The 18,807-nt window shown below is 45.2% G+C and carries 17 protein-coding genes; 11 read left to right on the plus strand and 6 right to left on the minus strand.

The window, feature by feature from the left end; genetic code table 11:
* Window positions 1-166 precede the first annotated feature (166 nt).
* The gene (locus NL645_RS00635) at window positions 167-3,046 is read left to right on the plus strand and encodes an amylo-alpha-1,6-glucosidase (protein ID WP_253650970.1); all 2,880 of its coding nucleotides are present in this window, start codon (window positions 167-169) and stop codon (window positions 3,044-3,046) included.
* Window positions 3,047-3,151: 105 nt separating this feature from the next.
* Here the strand turns inward: NL645_RS00635 and NL645_RS00640 are convergent, their stop codons facing one another.
* Entirely contained in the window at window positions 3,152-4,720 is a 1,569-nt protein-coding gene (locus NL645_RS00640; RefSeq protein WP_253650971.1) for a DEAD/DEAH box helicase, read from the minus strand.
* 233 nt (window positions 4,721-4,953) lie between these two features.
* On the opposite strand from NL645_RS00640, the gene NL645_RS00645 reads away from it, so the two are divergent.
* On the plus strand, window positions 4,954-5,382 hold the full coding sequence (locus tag NL645_RS00645; protein WP_021484233.1) for a VOC family protein: 429 nt from the start codon (window positions 4,954-4,956) through the stop codon (window positions 5,380-5,382).
* A 41-nt stretch (window positions 5,383-5,423) separates the two neighbouring features.
* Here the strand turns inward: NL645_RS00645 and NL645_RS00650 are convergent, their stop codons facing one another.
* Window positions 5,424-6,134, minus strand: a complete 711-nt coding sequence (locus NL645_RS00650) for a lipoate--protein ligase (RefSeq protein ID WP_253650972.1) — start codon at window positions 6,132-6,134, stop codon at window positions 5,424-5,426.
* 195 nt (window positions 6,135-6,329) lie between these two features.
* On the opposite strand from NL645_RS00650, the gene NL645_RS00655 reads away from it, so the two are divergent.
* Window positions 6,330-6,656, plus strand: a complete 327-nt coding sequence (locus NL645_RS00655; protein WP_025592803.1) for a DUF4156 domain-containing protein — start codon at window positions 6,330-6,332, stop codon at window positions 6,654-6,656.
* A 106-nt stretch (window positions 6,657-6,762) separates the two neighbouring features.
* Here NL645_RS00655 and NL645_RS00660 read toward each other — a convergent pair whose 3' ends face one another.
* Both NL645_RS00660 and NL645_RS00665 read right to left on the minus strand, forming a co-directional pair.
* Window positions 6,763-7,791 carry a hypothetical protein gene (locus NL645_RS00660; RefSeq protein WP_253650973.1) on the minus strand — a complete coding sequence of 343 codons (1,029 nt, stop codon included), beginning with the start codon at window positions 7,789-7,791 and terminating at the stop codon, window positions 6,763-6,765.
* Between the two features lie 412 nt (window positions 7,792-8,203).
* Window positions 8,204-9,352 carry a PLP-dependent aminotransferase family protein gene (locus NL645_RS00665; RefSeq protein WP_182018749.1) on the minus strand — a complete coding sequence of 383 codons (1,149 nt, stop codon included), beginning with the start codon at window positions 9,350-9,352 and terminating at the stop codon, window positions 8,204-8,206.
* Between the two features lie 125 nt (window positions 9,353-9,477).
* Here NL645_RS00665 and NL645_RS00670 point away from each other — a divergent pair, with 125 nt between their 5' ends.
* Window positions 9,478-10,347 carry a GyrI-like domain-containing protein gene (locus tag NL645_RS00670; RefSeq protein WP_253650974.1) on the plus strand — a complete coding sequence of 290 codons (870 nt, stop codon included), beginning with the start codon at window positions 9,478-9,480 and terminating at the stop codon, window positions 10,345-10,347.
* Between the two features lie 114 nt (window positions 10,348-10,461).
* Here NL645_RS00670 and NL645_RS00675 read toward each other — a convergent pair whose 3' ends face one another.
* The gene (locus NL645_RS00675) at window positions 10,462-11,499 is read right to left on the minus strand and encodes a DUF4382 domain-containing protein (protein ID WP_253650975.1); all 1,038 of its coding nucleotides are present in this window, start codon (window positions 11,497-11,499) and stop codon (window positions 10,462-10,464) included.
* Between the two features lie 232 nt (window positions 11,500-11,731).
* On the opposite strand from NL645_RS00675, the gene NL645_RS00680 reads away from it, so the two are divergent.
* A complete protein-coding gene (locus tag NL645_RS00680; RefSeq protein WP_005392770.1) occupies window positions 11,732-11,971 on the plus strand; it encodes a YdcH family protein in 240 nt (79 codons plus the stop codon).
* Window positions 11,972-12,044: 73 nt separating this feature from the next.
* On the opposite strand, the gene NL645_RS00685 is transcribed toward NL645_RS00680, so the two are convergent.
* Window positions 12,045-12,716 (minus strand): cupin domain-containing protein, encoded by a 672-nt coding sequence (locus NL645_RS00685; protein WP_253650976.1) that lies wholly within the window; start codon window positions 12,714-12,716, stop codon window positions 12,045-12,047.
* A 207-nt stretch (window positions 12,717-12,923) separates the two neighbouring features.
* On the opposite strand from NL645_RS00685, the gene NL645_RS00690 reads away from it, so the two are divergent.
* The 6 genes from NL645_RS00690 to NL645_RS00715 all read left to right on the plus strand — a co-directional run bounded on the left by NL645_RS00690 (window position 12,924) and on the right by NL645_RS00715 (window position 18,343).
* The gene (locus NL645_RS00690; RefSeq protein ID WP_047008076.1) at window positions 12,924-14,060 is read left to right on the plus strand and encodes a hypothetical protein; all 1,137 of its coding nucleotides are present in this window, start codon (window positions 12,924-12,926) and stop codon (window positions 14,058-14,060) included.
* A complete protein-coding gene (locus NL645_RS00695; protein WP_253644515.1) occupies window positions 14,050-14,976 on the plus strand; it encodes a zinc ABC transporter substrate-binding protein in 927 nt (308 codons plus the stop codon). The genes NL645_RS00690 and NL645_RS00695 overlap by 11 nt, the downstream gene beginning before the upstream one ends.
* Before the next feature lie 2 nt (window positions 14,977-14,978).
* Window positions 14,979-15,782: a metal ABC transporter permease gene (locus NL645_RS00700; RefSeq protein ID WP_253650977.1), complete on the plus strand. Its 804-nt coding sequence runs from the start codon at window positions 14,979-14,981 to the stop codon at window positions 15,780-15,782.
* A 272-nt stretch (window positions 15,783-16,054) separates the two neighbouring features.
* Entirely contained in the window at window positions 16,055-16,774 is a 720-nt protein-coding gene (locus NL645_RS00705) for a beta-ketoacyl-ACP reductase (RefSeq protein ID WP_253650978.1), read from the plus strand.
* 279 nt (window positions 16,775-17,053) lie between these two features.
* Window positions 17,054-17,581: an AHH domain-containing protein gene (locus NL645_RS23170; protein ID WP_253650979.1), complete on the plus strand. Its 528-nt coding sequence runs from the start codon at window positions 17,054-17,056 to the stop codon at window positions 17,579-17,581.
* 186 nt (window positions 17,582-17,767) lie between these two features.
* Complete coding sequence (locus NL645_RS00715) at window positions 17,768-18,343, plus strand: hypothetical protein (RefSeq protein WP_046875841.1); 576 nt, start codon at window positions 17,768-17,770, stop codon at window positions 18,341-18,343.
* The last annotated feature ends 464 nt before the right edge of the window (window positions 18,344-18,807 follow it).

Below are 18,807 nucleotides of genomic sequence, written 5' to 3' on the forward strand. Positions count from 1 at the left end.
CAAATCTGTAATCTCATTTGATTGAAATTATGCGCATTTCATAGATCTACATCACTGTTGGGGTTTGACGTATAGATGTTATCTATAGCTCGCTCCTGACTTCCTATTTTCCCCTCAAAAAGGTGTTCTTTAGACTGTCGCCAAAACAACAATCTAAGGGATGAACATGAAACCGAGTTTTATTGCGCTTGCTGTCGCGTCTTGTATTGGTCTTGCTGGATGTGGATCAGATTCCTCTGATGCGCCTGTGCAGGTCGACAAACCAATTATTTCAGCCGACTTATATTTACGTGGTTTAAATGGGGATTGGGGCACGGCAGAGCATGCCAAGCTAAACTATTTGGGTAATAACGAGTACGAAACCGTACTGCGCGTCGCTCGAGGTAGTAATCAGTTCAAGATTGCTGATCCGGGTTGGCAGATCCAATACACCTATTTTGAGGAGCCCGCGGCGTTCGATAAAGCTCAGGAGTACCTGCCAAAACCAGACACAAATGAAGCGTGTATGAACGATGATTGTAACTCTGAGATCACGTTTGAAGACAAAGGGTATTACAAGTTTTCTGTGAGCTTTGCCGATGAAAGTCGCGCGACAATGACTGTGACAAAAGCAACGCAAGAAGAAGCGGAAAAATACTACTCTGATGCGATTCTCGACCCTGCAATGGTGCATGAAGGGCATCAGAGTAAAGAAGTGAAACTGTTCGCCAATTACGATGACTCGAGTGATACCGTGATTTTCTCGGTGAAAGATCCTAAAGCTGAACTGCGTGAATTTGGTATTTCAACGACGACAGAATTGCGTGATGCGCTCGACCAAGGCTTAGTGATTAATGAACAAACAGGGCCGCGAGTGGTGTCGGGCGATGTCGCGTTTGACGCATTGTTTGCGTTGACGATGAAAGAGCTAGACCAGCTTGCCGTTTCTGAAATCAAAGACGGCAATTACAACTACAACAACCCAATCAAGGCGGAAGTTTTTGAGACGGGCGCGAAGTGGCATTACGTATGGACGCGTGATTTAGCGTACGCAGCAGACCTTTCACTTGCATTGATGAATCCAACTCGCGTGCAAAATGGTTTGAATTTCAAATTGTCCGCTTTCCGCGACACGACCGATCAGCAATATGATGGCGAGCAGATTGTGCAAGACACGGGCACTGGCGGCAGCTGGCCAATCAGTACCGACCGCACGACTTGGGCGCTTGGTGCAGAACGCTTACTTTCGGCATTGGATGGAGAAGAGTACAACCAGTTTGCTGAGCGCGCATATAAAGCCATCAGTAATACACTTGAAGCCGATCGCCTGGCGGCTTTTGATGCGAAATCTGGTTTATACACTGGTGAGCAATCATTCCTCGATTGGCGTGAGCAAACGTATTCAACGTGGACGCCAAACGATGTCAATGCGATTGGTAGCAGCAAAGCGTTATCGACAAACGTGGTTCACTACCGCGCGATTCAGCTCGCGGCTAAGTTGGCAGAGAAGTACGATTCAACCAACGCGGTCAAATACACCGATTGGGCTGAGCAGTTAAAAACCGCTATCAACGAGCAGTTTTGGAATGCCGAACGCGGTATGTACGTAAGCTATTTGTTTGATAATGGCAAAGACATCGCGGTCGACAAATACGACATGTTGGGCGAAGCACTTGCGATCATCAGTGGCGTGGCAAGTGATGCGCAGGCGAAACAAATCATGGCCAATTACCCACACAGTGAGTTTGGCGTGCCGGTTTATTTCCCTCAACAACCGGATGTGCCTGTGTACCATAACCGCGCAATTTGGCCATTTGTTACCGCGTACAGCTTGCGCGCCGCGCATCAAACACAAAACGTGGCTGCGGCGAACAATGCCATTCAATCGTTGGTTCGTGGTACGGCAACCAATTTATCCAACATGGAAAACTTAGAGTGGCTTTCTGGTAAGTCATTCATCATCCATAGTGATCATGGCGAAGATCCGAGCTTGGATGGCCCAGTGATTAACTCTCAGCGTCAGCTTTGGTCTGTGGGTGGCTACTTGAACATGGTGGTAGAGACCCTATTCGGCATCCATACCGAAACAGGTAAGTTGGAAGTGAAGCCATTTATCACAAGTTGGGTGCGCAATAATTTGTTGGCTCAGTCTGAACAAATCACGTTGGAAAACTTTGCCTTCAAAGGAAAGAACTACTCGGTAACGATTGACTTGCCTGAAGTAAGCAAAGATGAAACAGGTTACTACCCAGTTGAAAATGTCACGATGGACGAAGAGGGGCATTTCCACGTGACACTGGGCGCGCTTGTGAATGTAGATAGCAGCATTACTTTAGTTTCTGGGGTGAAACCGTATGTGAGTGAAGACAGTCGCGTTTATTCTCCGCAAGAGCCAACATTGGTGGTAAAAAGCGTTGAGAATTCGGTTTCGATTGACGTGACGAGCAAGTACAACGTGAACTTGTATCGCAATGGCGAGCTGATTCAAAAGAACGTGATTGCTCAATCTTATTCCGATACGCCAACTGGTTTTGCTTGTTATTTGGCTGAAAGCATTAACGATAAAGGCTTCCGTTCTAACCCAAGCCAACCGGTTTGTGTCGGTGAAGAGATCCGCATCAAACTTGATGGCGAATATCAGCCACTCAAAGACAATGTCTCAGTAGTTACGGTGAGCAAAGACAGCGGCGTCGTAAAAGGTGCAGAGTCGTTTACAGCTCCTGTAACGGGTACTTACCAGTTCGATGCTTGGTACAACAATAACCTAGGGCAACTTAATACTGGCATCACGAACACCGTGAAATTGTTAGAGGTATTGGATGATGCAGGTAAAGTGGTTGGTCAAGGTTACTTGCAGATGGGCCATATTGGTGAAAACCAAGGTATGCGTTACTCAACGCCAATTGAAGTGGCGTTGGAGCAGGGGAAAACCTATCAGATCGCGCTGAAGGACCACTTCAATATGAGTTACCTCACATCGAATGAAACCTACATCTACGCTGGTGGTATTGAGGGTGAAAAGAACGAAGCGCAAATCGCAGATATTCGAATCACACCTTTAATGTAGGCTGTTTTAACAAAGCTGTGTTCTAAAAATTGTGTTCTAAGAAAGACAAAGCCGCTGAGATTATCAGCGGCTTTGTTGTATTTGCTATCAGTGGCCGTTTACAGATTAGTTTGCAGCCTGCGGACGAGGTTTACGGCGCTGACCTGATGGTTTGTTTCCTGCAGGCTTAGCATTGTTTGGCTTGCGGTTACCAGACGGTTTACCAGCGTTGCCACTCTTATTACCGTTTGGTTTATTTCCATTCGGTTTATTGCCATTTGGCTTGTTGCCGTTAGGTTTACGGTCATCTGGTTTACTGTTTGCACGACCTTGGCCTTCACGGTTGCCTTTAGGCTTGCCCGCACCGCCTTGGTTGGTGCTGTTTTTGTTGCCGTTGTTACCACTGTTGAAGCGACGTTTAGGTTTGTTTGCACCATTGCCTGCTTTCTTTTCGGTTGCTGGAGCGTTTTCACCCGCAGCATTTGGCGCTTTTGGTTTCTTCGGCTTCTTAGGTTTTTTCGGTTTGATTGGACGAGTATCCAGTTTAGATTCTGGTACCACATTGGTTGGCGCAAAACCTTCCAACTCTTTACGTGGTAGCACTTCTTGAATCAAACGTTCAATCGCAAACAGCTCAGATGCTTCCAGCGCACACACCAGTGAAATCGCTTTACCTACTTCGCCAGCACGGCCAGTTCGACCAATACGGTGAACGTAGTCTTCTGCCACTTTAGGTAGCTCAAAGTTCACCACTTGCGGCAATTGAGGAATATCGATACCGCGTGCAGCAATGTCCGTCGCGACCAACACACGAATTTCACCCGATTTAAAATCCGCCAGTGCTTTGGTACGCGCGCCTTGGCTCTTGTTACCGTGGATGGCAGCAGCAGGTAGATTTTGTTCGATCAGGAACTTCGCCAGACGGTTTGCTCCGTGTTTCGTTTTCGTAAACACCAGCACTTGCTTCCAATCGCCGTCTTTGATCAATTTAACCAACATCGGTGCTTTCTTCTTAACGTCTGCTGGGTAGATGCTTTGCTCAACCGTTCTCGCCGTCGAGTTTGCCGGGTTCACTGAAATCTCAACCGGGTTGTTCACCAAGCCTTTCGCAAGATCGCGGATCTCATCCGAGAAAGTCGCCGAGAACAATAGGTTCTGACGTTGTTTGGGTAGTAGTGCTAGGATCTTACGAATGTCACGGATAAAGCCCATATCCAACATACGGTCTGCTTCATCCAGTACCAGAACTTCTAGTTGGTCGAATTTCACTGCATTTTGGTTGTACAAATCCATCAGGCGCCCTGGTGTTGCTACCAACACATCCGCACCTTTGCGAAGACGCAGCATTTGCGGGTTGATCTTCACGCCACCAAAAACAACCGCACTGCTTAGTGGAAGATGACGGCCGTACATAAACACGTTTTCTTGCACCTGAGCCGCAAGTTCACGCGTTGGCGTCAGGATAAGTGCACGAACTTGGTTAGCACGAACGCGAGGGCCATTCGATAAACGCTCAAGAATCGGTAGCGTAAAGCCTGCAGTTTTACCTGTACCAGTCTGCGCTGCTGCCATTACGTCTTTCCCTTCCAAAATAGCAGGAATTGCTTTTGCCTGAATTGGCGAGGGAGTGTCGTAGCCTTTCTCTTGAATAGCTTTAAGGATTGGAGCAGATAGACCTAACGAGGTAAAACCCATATGTATGATTCTCAATTGTAGAGTTAGATAACAACGCGCCGAAAACAAATCGGTGCGAAAAGTGCGACATTCTGAGGCTTTTACGCGCAGGCTTCAACTAATTCCGTCATGGATAAATATTTGAACTGGATCTCATTTATTTTTGGCAGGCAAAAATAGGTTCTTTACCTAAACTTAGCTTGAGGTTCTAGAGTTGCATTAACAACAAAAAACAAGAACCCAAAGGAAAACACATGAGCAGTTATGTAGAACATGCCAATATCTCAGTCGTTGACGCACAAAAGATGATCCAATTTTTGACCGCCGCTATCCCTGAATGGAAAGTGCGCGGCGGCGGAAAAATAGATAATTGGTTTGGCCGACCAATTGAATGGTTTCACGTAGGTGATGATCATTCTTATATTGCCATCTCGTCGGGAGGAAAAGGCGACGCTACTCATTGGACATCACACTTCACAGGTTTTAAACACATAGGGATTGTGGTTCCGGATGTAGAAGCCCTCATCGAAAGGCTAAGCAAAGCAGGTTATGAGCTCGACCACCGAGGCGACGAGCACCCATTTAGAAAGAACGTCTACTATCTAGAAGACCACGGTATGCTGTTTGAGTTTATCGAGTACTTCTCGGAGAAAGGCAGCGAACGAAATGACTATATCCAATAGCTAGAAGCTGTTCGGAGCAAGGGTGAGGCTTGCTCCTTTCATTACTCAGTTTTTGCATGCATTAAAAACGCGCTAGTCAGTTGCTGAAAGAGTGAATCTATCGAGGGGCGGTCGGATATATGATTGAAGAGCGGTGTGTGGACATCACCACGAATATCATCGTTGTAACCGCAAAGTTGATTACACAATTTTACCGGTGCGACAATCTTTTCAACGTCGGCATCAATCAGAATGCATGCTTGTGATAACACCACTTGTCCACCGCCTTTTTTCAGTAAAACGCGCTGCGCGGTTCCCACAACTTTTTGACCACCAATATTGAGGTTGTACTCGCCATCACAGTAGGAATAAGGCGTAGCATGGACATCTACTTTCACGCCCAGTTGCTCAAAGAAAACTGTCAAAATCGCACACAAATCGAGATACGCTTTCTTGATGTCGTAAGGCTCACCGTCTGGCCAGTGATAGATGTGGGATAGATTAATAATACCCGGTACTTGAGGGACGGGGGCACCACCAGTTTTACGTGAAAAGAGTTTCCAGCCAGACGCATTTAACGCATGTTCTAACTCATTAGACACTGGCCATTTCTTACCCGCGGGAAGCACGAGCGTCGGGCTTTTTACTTGCCAAAGTAATAGCACTTGCGAGAGTTGGTTAGACTGAACTTGTTTAATGAGCTCATCTTCTTTTTCAAATGCATCAGCGACTTCCGTAGCCGTATAGCGAATTAGCTTATTTTTAGAAACCAAACTCTATCCCTCATCCGTATATTATCGCTACTGTTTTATCTTAGATGCCATGTGATTACTAGCGGTATACGCTGCCTTTAGAGTTTTCTTCGCTTCCATTATTTCTATTTAAAGGGGCGATAGAAATATTTTGTTGGTCATCACATAAGCAATTCATAAAATCCGCCATCTAAATAATTTTTAGGTGATATGACTATGAAAAAGCGAGTGATGTGTCTTGCGTTAGCGGCATCATTGACGGGATGTGTGACGTTCCCGACCCAAGAATCTGAGCAAGTCCAAGTGCTTTGGGACAACGTGAATGCGATTGAAAACTGCGAGCTAATGGGAACGGTAATTGGCTCGGAAGGGCACTTTTATGATTATTGGCTGCACGCAGATAAAGACATGGTTTGGGGTACGTTAAACCAAATGCGCATCAAAGCGGCAGATTTGGGCGCAGATACATTGTATTTATATGAGCCGTTGGACTTCTCCACATCGGTTACTATGTTTGCTAATGCTTATAAGTGCAAACAGTGATAATTTTACTTTTCCGAAAGCAAAGACAGGCGAAATGTGCCTGTCTTTGATCTTGCTGCCAAACAACAAGTTTACGTCTGTGCGCGTTGTGATGAGCACTTTTCAGCTAATTTACATTCGCTGTAGCCACAGTCGTCGTGTCAGAAAACGACAGCGTGAAGTCTTGTTCGGTATTTAATACTTTGGCTGGGAACTCCAAGCTTAACTGTGCGTGTGGTGCGACTTCTGAAGCGATACTGGTGACGAATTTTCGGGTTTCACCCGGAGAGATTGACAAGTTATTTCCCCCTCGTGATGAGAGCTCTGCGATCCCCATGGTTTCAAGTGTGTTACCCGCAGTATCTGCTAAGTTCAACAAAGATTCCGATTTATACACTAGCTCTCCGCTTTCGGTGCGATAGGCATTAAACGTGTTGAAGTTTGGCTGTAATGAACCTTGTGAACCGACGTTAGTCACGGAAAACGTCACATTAGAGCCATCAAAATTCTCGACTTTCACCAACACGTTACCGTCTTGGTAACGCGCTGCTGCGGCAGCACTGGCTTGCTGTTTCTGTCTCTGTTGTTCTTTCTCAATGTTGCTTAACTGTTCCTGCTCGCTAGTAATTCTATTTTCTGCCATGGCGTAAGATTGATCCACCATTGCTAGCAAAGCGGGGATTGAATACAACGTGAGACCTTCCAAATGGTCAAAGTCGATTTTGGCATGCTGAGTAAGTTCGTGGTTCGAGAACTGGCAGTAACCATCAATCAAGCTAACAAATGCGACTTCAAAAGTGCCTTGTAATCGGCTCACTTCCAGTGCGGCTTTTTCCAAATCTGAGCGTACTTTTCTGATCTCTTCCAATGTCTTTTGTGGTAAACGTCCATTGGGTGACACTTCGTTGGAAACCGAGACCAGTGCTTCGGTCACAAATGGATTGTTTTTGGCTGGAATCACTGTGGTGATGCGGTTGGATTTAGTGATGTCTTCGCCCAGTAAAACCATCATTTTTTGCGATACGGCAGTTGTGTTACCCGCTAAAACATCACTACAGTTTGGAGACGTATTCGCATACGCGGCGAATGCGGTAAAAAGTGAAAAGATAACGGACCAGCCAGTGGCGACGAGTCCTGTCGTGGTTCGAGTGTTCATCCTGATAACCCCTCTGTCATTTGGTGCGATTCACTGACGTAATTGCCAATCAAAAGATTGGCTCGCGACATTCAGAATGGTTCTGGTCAATCCTTCGTAGTGGGTATGCCCGCAGATGCTTTCTAGTCGTTTTTTCAATCGCTAAGCCACGACTGAGTAAAGTGTCTGAAATTGAGAACATTAATGCTGCGAAGTTGATGTCTTTTGTTTGAAAGATAGACGTAACTTTTCTAACCATCAAATACGTGATTAGGTTCTCATTTTTATATGAGTGAGAGGATCAAGAGAAAACAGGCACTTACTGTAGAGAGTTGATTTGAGAGAAAAATATAAATTTTTTTGGGGAACTTTTTTGATGCTGCCTTTGAGACTTTTTCGAATCTCAAAGGCAGATTCTAACGCATGCGCTTAATTACAAAGCGTTGAGTACATCCGCAAGCCGAGTGACAGCAGTCGTCAGTTCTTCTGGTGTGGCATTGGTAAAGTTAAGACGCAGAGCGGCTTTTACCTTTGAACCTTCCGGATAAAATACCGGGCTTGGCACTACAGCAACCCAGTTTGCGAGAAGGGTCTTCGCAAGTTCGAACGTGTCACATTCTGGAATTTCTACCCAGACAAACATACCACCATCGACAGGTTTGAGTACGCAACTTTCTGGCAGCTGTTTTTGCAGCTCAGTAAACATGACATCGTAACGCGATTTGTAAAGCGCACAGATGGTTGAAATGTGCGTTTCGAAGTTGTCATGTTGCAGTAGACCATGCAGCAAAGCTTGCATAGGAATACTAGAGTGCAGATCGGCACCTTGTTTGATTTTGATGAGTGGCTCAAGGTAACTGCGTTTGCCCGTTACCACACCAATACGCAAGCCTGGTGAGGCGATTTTGGAGAATGAACGCAATACGATGGAGTGCTGCGGGCAGAAATCCGAAACCAGTGGCAGTGCTTCACCAGAAAAACGCAGCTCGCGGTATGGTGCGTCTTCAATGAATGCAACGTCGTATTGGATACAAAGCTCGGCAACTTTTTGGCGAGTCTCTAGCGCCCAGCATACGCCCGTTGGGTTGTGAAAATCGGGCACGGCGTAGAACATTTTTGGTTGCTGCGTGGCAAAGCATTGCTCGAGTTCTTCAAGGTTTGGGCCACACTCGGTTTGCGAAACGGTCACGATGTTAGCTTGCACTAAACCAAATACCTGCATGGCTCCAAGGTAGCTTGGTGCTTCCATCACCACTTTATCGCCCGGATTCACGTACGCACGCGCAATCAAATCTAGCCCTTGCTGAGAACCCGTTGTGATCATCGCCAAATGAGATTCTGGTAGCTGGTAATAATCGGTCAAAAAGTTAAGTAGCGGTGCGTAGCCTGCTGTTGCGCCGTATTGAAACACCTCTGGCATGTTCGCGAGGTTTTCGAGCGTCGGTTTCATTAAGTCGATCGGGAAGGTTTTTTCGTCCGGTAAGCCACCCGCAAGAGAAATAACGTTCTTATCGCTCGCTGCTGCGAGGATCTCTCGAATATAGGATGACTTAGTTTGTTGTAATGACTGTGCGATTTCCATGTGCTGTGCTTCTCGTAATTGTCTTTTTTTATGTCAGAAATAGTATAGGTAAATTGCCAAGCTTGGTGTGTCCATTTATGCTGTTAAACATGTCCATTTATGCTGTTTGAGCGAAAGTTTACTCCGTGAGCCATCAACAAGTTTCCAGAATCAATGACGTGCTGTTTTACATTCACCAGGACATTAGCAGAGATTTATCGGCTAAAGAGCTAGCAGATGTAGCAGCCTATTCTGAGCAACACTTCCATCGTATTTTTAAAGATGTGGTAGGGGAGTCTGTCCATCAATATATCCGCCGCACAAGAATGGAATACGCCGCCAATCAACTGATGTTTGATACCAGCTCGTCGGTGTTAGACATTGCTAACAAGTGCGGTTTTAGCTCGGTATCTTCTTTTAGCCGAGCGTTTAAAGCGACGTTCGCTATGTCACCTGGTGCGTGGCGAAAGCATGATTTACAAGTCGCAGAAAAACCGTATTTGAAGGATCCGGAAGTGGCTGTGGGTTATCATCGTGTTGCTAAACGCGAGTTGCCAGAACCTAAAATTATGGAGGTTCCACAACGCTTTGCGGCGTATGTTCGACATGAGGGCTATAACCGTTCCATTCGCAATGCGTGGCTGATTTTGAAAGCGTGGGCAAGTTCTGAGAATCGGGACTTTTCGGTTCAATACGGCTTGCATCACTCCAACCCTGCTTGGGTAGAACTCGACAAGTGTCGCTATGTGGCTTGTATGGAGATTGATACGCCGCTCAAAGTGCGTGGCGTCGTGAATCAAATGACCATCCCAGGCGGTTTACATGCCGTCTTTCGCTTAACGGGCGTATATGGTGAGCTTCTTCCTCAACTGAGTATGGTATTAGAGAAGTGGTTGCCTAACTCTGGCTTTAAACAGCGTTCTACGCCCGCTTATGTCCATTATCATAAAAATCACTTTCTCAGCCATGATGAGGCGTTTGAGCTGGATTTCTATCTACCCATTAGCTTCTTCTAAGGATGAAAACGAACGTATTATCTTGTGAGTCGATTTGTGGTGAGCAAAGAGCTGACCAAGAACGCCATGAAGAAAAGGCAGAGCTTGTGCTGACTCTGCCATTTCTAGGGGATCTTAAAAGTTTGCGTCTGTATTAGTACCAACGGATACGTTAAGTCCGCTAGTTGATTGATAAATGCTGAAAGTTTCGCCAGCGACAATACCTTCTTCAGAGTCGTCATTTGCCGTACAGGTATAACCGACCGAGTAAGTACCAGGTTCTACAAAACCGAATTCGTACTCGTAATTTGCATCATCAACGTCTTGAACCACGTTCGCTGCTGCGATTGGCATTGCTTGGCCTTCTGCGCCGGCAAATGGCCCCATGTTTTCTTCGGCGATATTTCCTTGATATAAGTAGACCGCGTGCGAATATCCATTTGCACTTGGGGTATCCGTTTCGCAGCTTTGATAGGTCAATGTTGCGACATCACCCTGAATCTCCCCCGTTGTAACCGTGTTAATTAAAGTGACGGAGGTGCGTTGAATGCTGTAGCCTTCGTTTTGGCCTGTTCCGTCTTTTAAGCCACGGCGCAGATCAAATTCAACTACGAACTCATTATTGTCAGGGTTGACTGAAAAGGTGTTGTTAAAGAACAGTACTCCAGAGTCAGGATCCTTTCCGACACCTTGTGGGCAAGCACCATCACCTTTGACGGTCAGTGGGATTTGATTTCCTGTCGCTTCGTCAATCACATACGATGGGTAGTTTGGATGATCGCCATCATTAGCAAACACGCAGAGTTTATAATTACCAGTTGGTATCAGTTCATCATCCACCAATTCTTGTGCGTCACTGCCTTGGAAGTTGAGTAAGTTAACACTTAGGGGGAGTGGATCTTCACCATCGGGAAGGGGGTTACCATCTTCGTCGACCAAATTGCCTTCTTCGTCTGTTTTATACACATCGAATACTTGTGGTGTGCCACCATCAAGAGGAAGAAATGCAACTTGGTTATATGTGATCACCACTTCTGATACGTCATCAATAGGGGCATCTGATACGGACAAAGTAACAGGAGTCATTGTACTGACAGAGTCACTGTCTGAATTACAGCCAATAAGTGCAACGGCTATTGATGCACTGATTAGGCCAATTTTCATGCTGTTCATTAGATGTACCTTTTTATGAGAAGTGTATTAAATGTAGCTTATTATTGACAAAATACAGAATAACAACGAGCGGAGTTACCGGGTCGAAAACAGTGACGAACCATCATTAAGACGTTCAGTAAAAGTGTGCTCAAATCGACGATATTGTGCTCAATGAAGTGCTATGGTTAAGAATGTGTCGCTCAAAAAATGAGCGGAGATATACATCAATAACTCTAGCCAAGAGGTCTCTATGTTAGGTGAAAATCACTCATTAACTCATGAATTCCCAGAACATTTGGATACCATTACTCAGCTTGCCGAAAACGATGCATCATTTGCTGAAACCGTTAAAAACTACAATGCTTTAGATAAGGAAATCCGCGTACTAGAACTGCAAGGAAGCCCGATTGATGATCACGAAATGAACGTGTTAAAACATAATCGAGCTGAGCTCAAAGATTGGCTCCACTCGAGAATTATGGGCTCTTAACGACGCAATGATCATCGGCTCGTAATCTACGAGCCGATTTTAGTTTCAAGGGACGATGCCAAGTATGCCAACATTAGGATTGCTGAGCGGGAGCTTGGAGTGGCAGGTGGCCTGTTTTTACCCAAATGATCGTTTCTTGCTCTACAAAAGGAAAGTGCTCACTCATATGTGGACTGCGTATCCAAGAGTAGGGAGGATAGGTTCCTAGCTCGTCTTTAAACTCTCCCGATAACACAAAAATTTCTTCACCACCAAAGTGACGGTGTGGTTGAAACTTCTCGCCTTTCGGCCATTTAACCAATGCGACATGTTCATGCTCAAAATCATGCAATGGCATGACTTTCAGCCCACCGATGCCAGGTAACCAATTCGCTTCGTTCGTGTTGATGCGAACTGTTTCAAGATCATCAGAATTGAATTGATTTAGTTTAACTAAAATCACACAGCCTTCTTTGCTATAGGGCGCATGTTGACTTCCAGGAGGGTTACGCAAGTAGGTTCCAGCAGGGTAGTCACCATGTTCGTCAGAGAACACTCCTTCGAGCACTAATATTTCTTCTCCGTGAGGATGAGGATGAGTCGAAAAGTGCGAGTTTGGCTCATACTTCACTACGCTGGTGGTGTGCCCTGATTCTTTGGCTTCTCTTTCCAAAGGTTTACGCCACACGCCTTTGGAAGGGCTGGCGATCCACTCCTGTTCACCTGTTTCTATCACGATTCTTTTCGAGAAATCCATATTCAACATACTGAAATTCCATTACTTATCTAATGATTGACTCTCAATAGTATACGTATAAAAAACATCAATTGATTCACTTGTTGATAGTCAAAATCAGGGATTGAATACGAGCTAGCTGTCGGAACCAAGTTAAATTTCTGCTTGTGTAATGATAATTGTTATGTTATAACATTGCAAAATTAAATGTTATAACATAACAAAAGGAAAGAAGTAGTGAATAAGAAATTGGTTTCTCTCGCGATCGGTAGCATTTTTGCGTCCCCTGTTTTTGCCGATACATTATCGAACCCACAGATTGGTGTTGTTGTTGATGGCTACTACCAAGATGGTCAACGTCATAATTCTGAGCGCGAAGAAGGCTTTGGCCTAGGCCATACGGAATTGAACTTATCATCAAATATTGACGATAAGTTTCACGGTGCGTTGACCGCTGTTCTTGAAAGTCATGGCGATGAGACAGAATTAGAGCTTGAAGAAGCATTCATCGAAACTTTGGCATTGCCATACGGTGTAAACGTGCGCGCAGGCCGATTCCTATCTGACTTCGGTTACCTCAACAATCAACACATGCACACTGACAGTTTCGTTGAACGCCCAATTGCTTACCGTACTTTCCTTGGTTCGCATTACTATGATGACGGTGTACGCGCAAACATCGTTCTGCCAACCGATCTTTACGTGAAGTTTGGTGTAGAAGCATTAAGCGGCAACAAGATGTCTTCTGTTGAAGATGGCTCTAAAGTTGGTGTTTACACGACAACGATGAAGCTTGGTAATGATTTCTCTGAATCTTCAAGTTGGCAGTTTGGTTTAAGTTACCTGCGTAACGAAAATGGCAAAGTTAAAGAATTCGAAGATCACGACCATGGTCACGAAGAAGAACATGACCACAGCCACGCTGCGGCTGTAACGGGTGCGAACCTATACGGCGCAGATTTTGTGTGGAAGTGGGCACCAGATGGTAACTACAAGTACAGCAACTTCACGCTATCTGCGGAATACATGTTGTTAGACGGTGTAGTAGACAGCAAATACAAGAACGATGCAGAGTCACCAGACAACTTAAGCGCATACTATGTTTCGGGCGTTTATCGCTTCAACCCAAGCTGGTCTGCAGGCCTACGTTACGGCGAAGCAGAAAGCTATGATGGCCACGCACACGGCGATCATATGCATTTCACAGCACTGAATGATAAAGAGATGGATGCGATGATCGCATGGGATTCTTCTCATTTCGGTACGATCCGTGCGCAATACACTCGCATTGATAACCAAGACAGCGAAACAGACAACGTGTTTACTCTGCAATACGTGATGACATTTGGAGCGCACGGTGCACATGCGTTCTAAACTTGCGATAAGTAAATGCAGTTTAGTGATGATGGCGGCGGGATCTGCCATCATCTCTTCGCCTGCTTTGGCTCTCAACATTTTCGTTTGTGAGCCTGAATGGAAAGCTTTTCTTGAAAGTCATGCCCCAAACGCCACCATTTACTCAGCAACCACGGCTAAGCAAGATCCGCATTATGTTCAAGCTCGTCCGTCTTTAATTGCCAAGATGCGCCAAGCTGACATGGCGATGTGCTCTGGCGCTGAGTTGGAGGTAGGTTGGTTGCCGATGCTTCAAAATAGAAGTGGCAATAGTGCTGTTCAAAATGGTGCTCAAAGCATGATTTATGCGACCGATTTCGTGCGTATGTTGGACTCTCATGATCATGTTGACCGCAGCATGGGGGACATTCATGCGCACGGAAATCCACATGTTCAGTTTGCGGCAAATGACATGATTCCGTTGTCTCGCAAAGTAACGGAGCGCTTAAAAGCGATTGATCCCGACAACGCACAAAGTTACCAAGTTAATGGTATGAAGTTTCGCGCGAAGTGGCAAAAAAAGCTCAATGAATGGGAACAAAAAGCTCAACCATTACAGGGGAAACGGGTCGTTGGATATCACTCCACTTACCGATACCTATTTGATTGGCTAGGTATGGTTCAAGTCGCGGATCTTGAACCGAAACCGGGGATATCGCCAACGACGTCGCATCTGCAATCTTTAACTCAATTGGATGCCAAACAGTTTGACGCTATTGTGTTTTCATCTCATCAAGATCAACGTCCGGCTATGTGGTTAAAGCAACAAACGGATAAGCCTGTAGCGCAGTTACCTTTGACGGTCTCAAAACAGCAAAGCTTAGATGAGCTCTATGATGAAGTGATTACTGATCTGCTCGCCACGTTGGTATCACCCAGTTCAGTGAAATTTTAATTATGGGTGAATACCTTTGGTTAGCGCCAGCGGTTTTGTGTGGCTTAATTGCGTTAGTTGGCAACATCGTTCTGGGGCAACAAGTTCTTAATCGTCAGATCATCTTTATAGATTTGGCGGTTGCTCAGGTCGCAGCATTGGGAGCAGCGCTAAGTCACTATTGGCTGAACTCTTCTTCTTGGTATGCTGGTTCTCCTTGGATATCCGAATCATGGCTTGGCAGCATGCTTGGTCCTTGGATGATGTCTTTGGTGCTTTGTGGTGTTATTGCTGCGCTTGAAAAGCGTAAACATCCTCACCTAGAACCGATGATCGGCAGCTTGTTTGTTGTGTCCGCTTCATTGGCAGTATTACTGGTTAGCAAAGACCCACACGGTGCAGATTTTATTCAAGGGATCTTGAATGGTCAGCTACTGTGGTCAACATGGCAAGATGTTTGGCCTTTGGCTGCAATTACGGGGGCAATGTTATTGCTGCTAACGCTGAAACCGGAGTTTATGCATGGTAGCGGTTTTTACCTCATCTTCGCTATTTTGATGCCTATCACCGTCAAACTGACAGGGATTTACTTGGAGTTTGCCTTGCTTGTGATTCCGGCTTTATGTGCCGCAAGCCTTAAAGGTAGACGTTTTTTAATCACCAGTTTAGGTATTGGAACAATTGGTATTCTGCTGGGGATAGCAGCTTCTGCAAAGTATGATTTACCGAGCGGCGCGACGATTGTTATTACGTTGTTTATCATCGGAGTGATATTTAACCTGCTCCCACCGTTCAAAAGGCTCGTCTTGTTAGAGGCAAAGCATTAACACGGCATTTACTCAAAAGCACCACTGGCATTGTTGGTGCTTTTTTCTTCAAAGGCTTAGGGCTCTCCGTCGTATTTCTATCTTGATTCTAGGATAATACGGGCTGAAACATCATCAAGTTGTCTTGATTCATTCACACCCTACTTCCAGAATATTCCTATAGTTTCATTATCTAAATAAACTCCTTTGCGTATGAGAAGCACAAAGCCACATAACGATAAGCGCTTAGGAGCAAGCAAGATTTGTACTCTCAACATTTAAGGAAGACCAAGATGAAAGACGAAAAAGTCGCCGTCGTTACAGGGGCTGCTCGCGGTATAGGGCAGGCCATTTGCGAACAATTACTCGAAGATGGATTTCACGTCGTGGGGCTAGATATCTCGCCTGTGGAGTGGAGTCAGTCGCCAAACCTTTCAAGTTATCAAGAGAATCTCTGTGAGGCCGCAGCGGTAAGTGAAGTGGTCGACCGCATCGTCGCGAAACATCAACGCATTGATGTTTTGGTCAACAACGCCGGGATAACGAGAGATGCACTGCTGCCAGACATGTTAGAGCAAGACTGGGACAGCGTTATCGACGTGAACCTAAAAGCGGTGTTTTTACTCACCCAGCGCGTTGCACCTGTCATGCTAGAGCAAGGCGCAGGCAGTATTGTCAGTATTTCGTCTATCGTGGGAACGGATGGCAATATTGGTCAAAGTAATTATGGCGCGAGTAAAGGTGGCGTGATAGCGATGAGCAAAGGCTGGGCGAAAGAGTTAGCAAGAAAAGGCGCTCAAATCCGAGTCAACTGTGTTGCTCCAGGTTTTATCGCTACCGACATGACAAAGAGCTTGCCTGAAAAAGTCATTCAAATGATGGAAAGTAAAACGCCTCTGGGACGCATGGGCTCGGCGCAAGACATTGCGAATGGCGTTGCGTTTCTAGCGTCTGATAAAAGTGCGTTTATAACCGGACAAGTGCTCAAGATTGATGGTGGGTTGGTGTTATAACTCGCTAATCAAAACCTCAAATAACAAACGCCCTTTACTGATGTGAAGGGCGTTTCTGTTTGGGGAACGTTAATTGAGCTGCTGGTATTTTTTGCTCCTAAATGATTCAGTGGAACCAGTCAATAGTACGTAATGAAAGGTATAATTGCTTACTTTTATTAGCGAAGAAACTGATTGTATTGAGTGTTTTGTAGCCACTTGTTTTCTGGTAGCTTACAGCTCTTATTAAAGCTGTTGTGCCAGTCACACCTAATTAACCAAACATACAAGGAAGGAATTGTGAAGTATACGCCAAAGCCAAGGCCTATTCGACCTAGCAACCCATCTGCATTAGAGTTGGCTATTTATCGCTACGAATGTCAGGCCGCTGAATATCACGACAAAAAGAATAGTGTTGCGCCTAACAATGAATCTAAAGAAGCTTGCAAGCAGCGTATTGATGCTTTGGAAAAGGATTGGGCACACCTTCAGCATGAGCGAAAAAAGATCACTGCTCAGGTGATGCTACAGCAGGATCTTGAAACATACCGTGCTGAAAACAAGTTGAAAGATGAAGATGAGTTGTTCGAGGAGGCTCATCATCCGACTCGTGTGCTGGCTCGTAATCTCACTGCAGTTGGTGAACCTAAGCCGAGTAGCATCCATGACCCACATCATATCATTCCGGGTAAAGGGCGGTTTCAGCAGGTTAGACTTGTTGTGACACGATTAGCTCTTCATGCTCACGGTATTGGAATCAATGACCCGTTGAATGGCGCTTGGCTACCTCGCTATAAAAAAGCACAAAGGGCACTGGGCAGGCAGTGAAGCACCTGCTCATCGAGAGATACATCGGTATAACTATGAATCATGGATTGTGAATACGTTTAGTTCTCCAATGCTGCCTGAGCAGGCAATGATTAGTCGCTTACAAAGAGTAAAGCACAAACTTCTGCATGGTGGATATCCGCAGAAAATTATTGAAAAGAAAGACACTAGCTGGAGCGGTCAATCATGAAAATCTACCAGTTAAAGCAACGCCCTGAGGAGTTTAAAACTCTAACTCTGGATATTATGAATCTTGCTAATCAGCTTGGTAATAAAAAGCTAGTAAGGCAACTCCGACTACAGCCCTCTACTAATGAGCCTTTACTACCAATTTGGAAAGATGGTGTGGTTGGCGATTTTGAGGATGTTTTAGGAAAAAACTCTACGATGCCGGACATATCAACATGGTATAGCACATATCTAGCGCTAACTGCAGGTGCATGCGATAAGCTAGGATCGGTACTAGCGTCTGAGGGAGAGTTCTTGCCCATAAACGTTGGTGACGAAACCATATATGCTTTTAATTGCCTTAGTTTTGGCGCTGAAGATGAGTCTATGTGCCTTAAGAAGTATACCGATGGTTTTGAAGATGGTCTGGAAACCATTGAGTTTGATGAAGAGGATATCGAACCACGCTATGTATTCAAATCTCGCTTACAAGGCTGTACAGTGCTCTATGCTACAGAATCTTTCAAGCTTTTGTGCGAAGAGCATGGACTAGAAGGACTTAAGTTTGATGAAGATTTGCTGGATCCGTTTTAGTAGTTGACCAATGGGGTGAATGAATTCAGCCACTACTATTAGAGATTTGCAATACTTAAGCTAATGTTAGTGAGTTAATCGGCTCGTGGTTTTTCACAGTAGAGCCACATTAGAAGTTGCATTTCTTGCTAGTTCTATCTTTTCTTTAGTAACAGTAGAATATGAAATCATGCAATCGAGGCGTCAGGATTGCAAAGCAGTCTTTATCTCTAGTATCAAAGAGGACGGGGATCCGCTTTTCACAGGCGACTATATCGAATACACTAATTAGCGCGGTTTTAATAAGCGTAATGAAAATGAGAAGCTGAGAAAGCCCGAGAGGAACTGTTAAGTCGAGATTCATTTCTAAGATGTAGTGGGTGCGTCGTCACCAAGTAGATTGGGGAAGTGAGTGATTATCATTCCCTCAAGCGAACATCAAATTCCCATTCACAACCTGATATCTTCAAACTAATTCCGCTAGA

It is taken from the genome of Vibrio sp. Y51_MX_L26, assembly GCF_024181935.1.
GTDB lineage: Bacteria > Pseudomonadota > Gammaproteobacteria > Enterobacterales > Vibrionaceae > Vibrio > Vibrio diabolicus.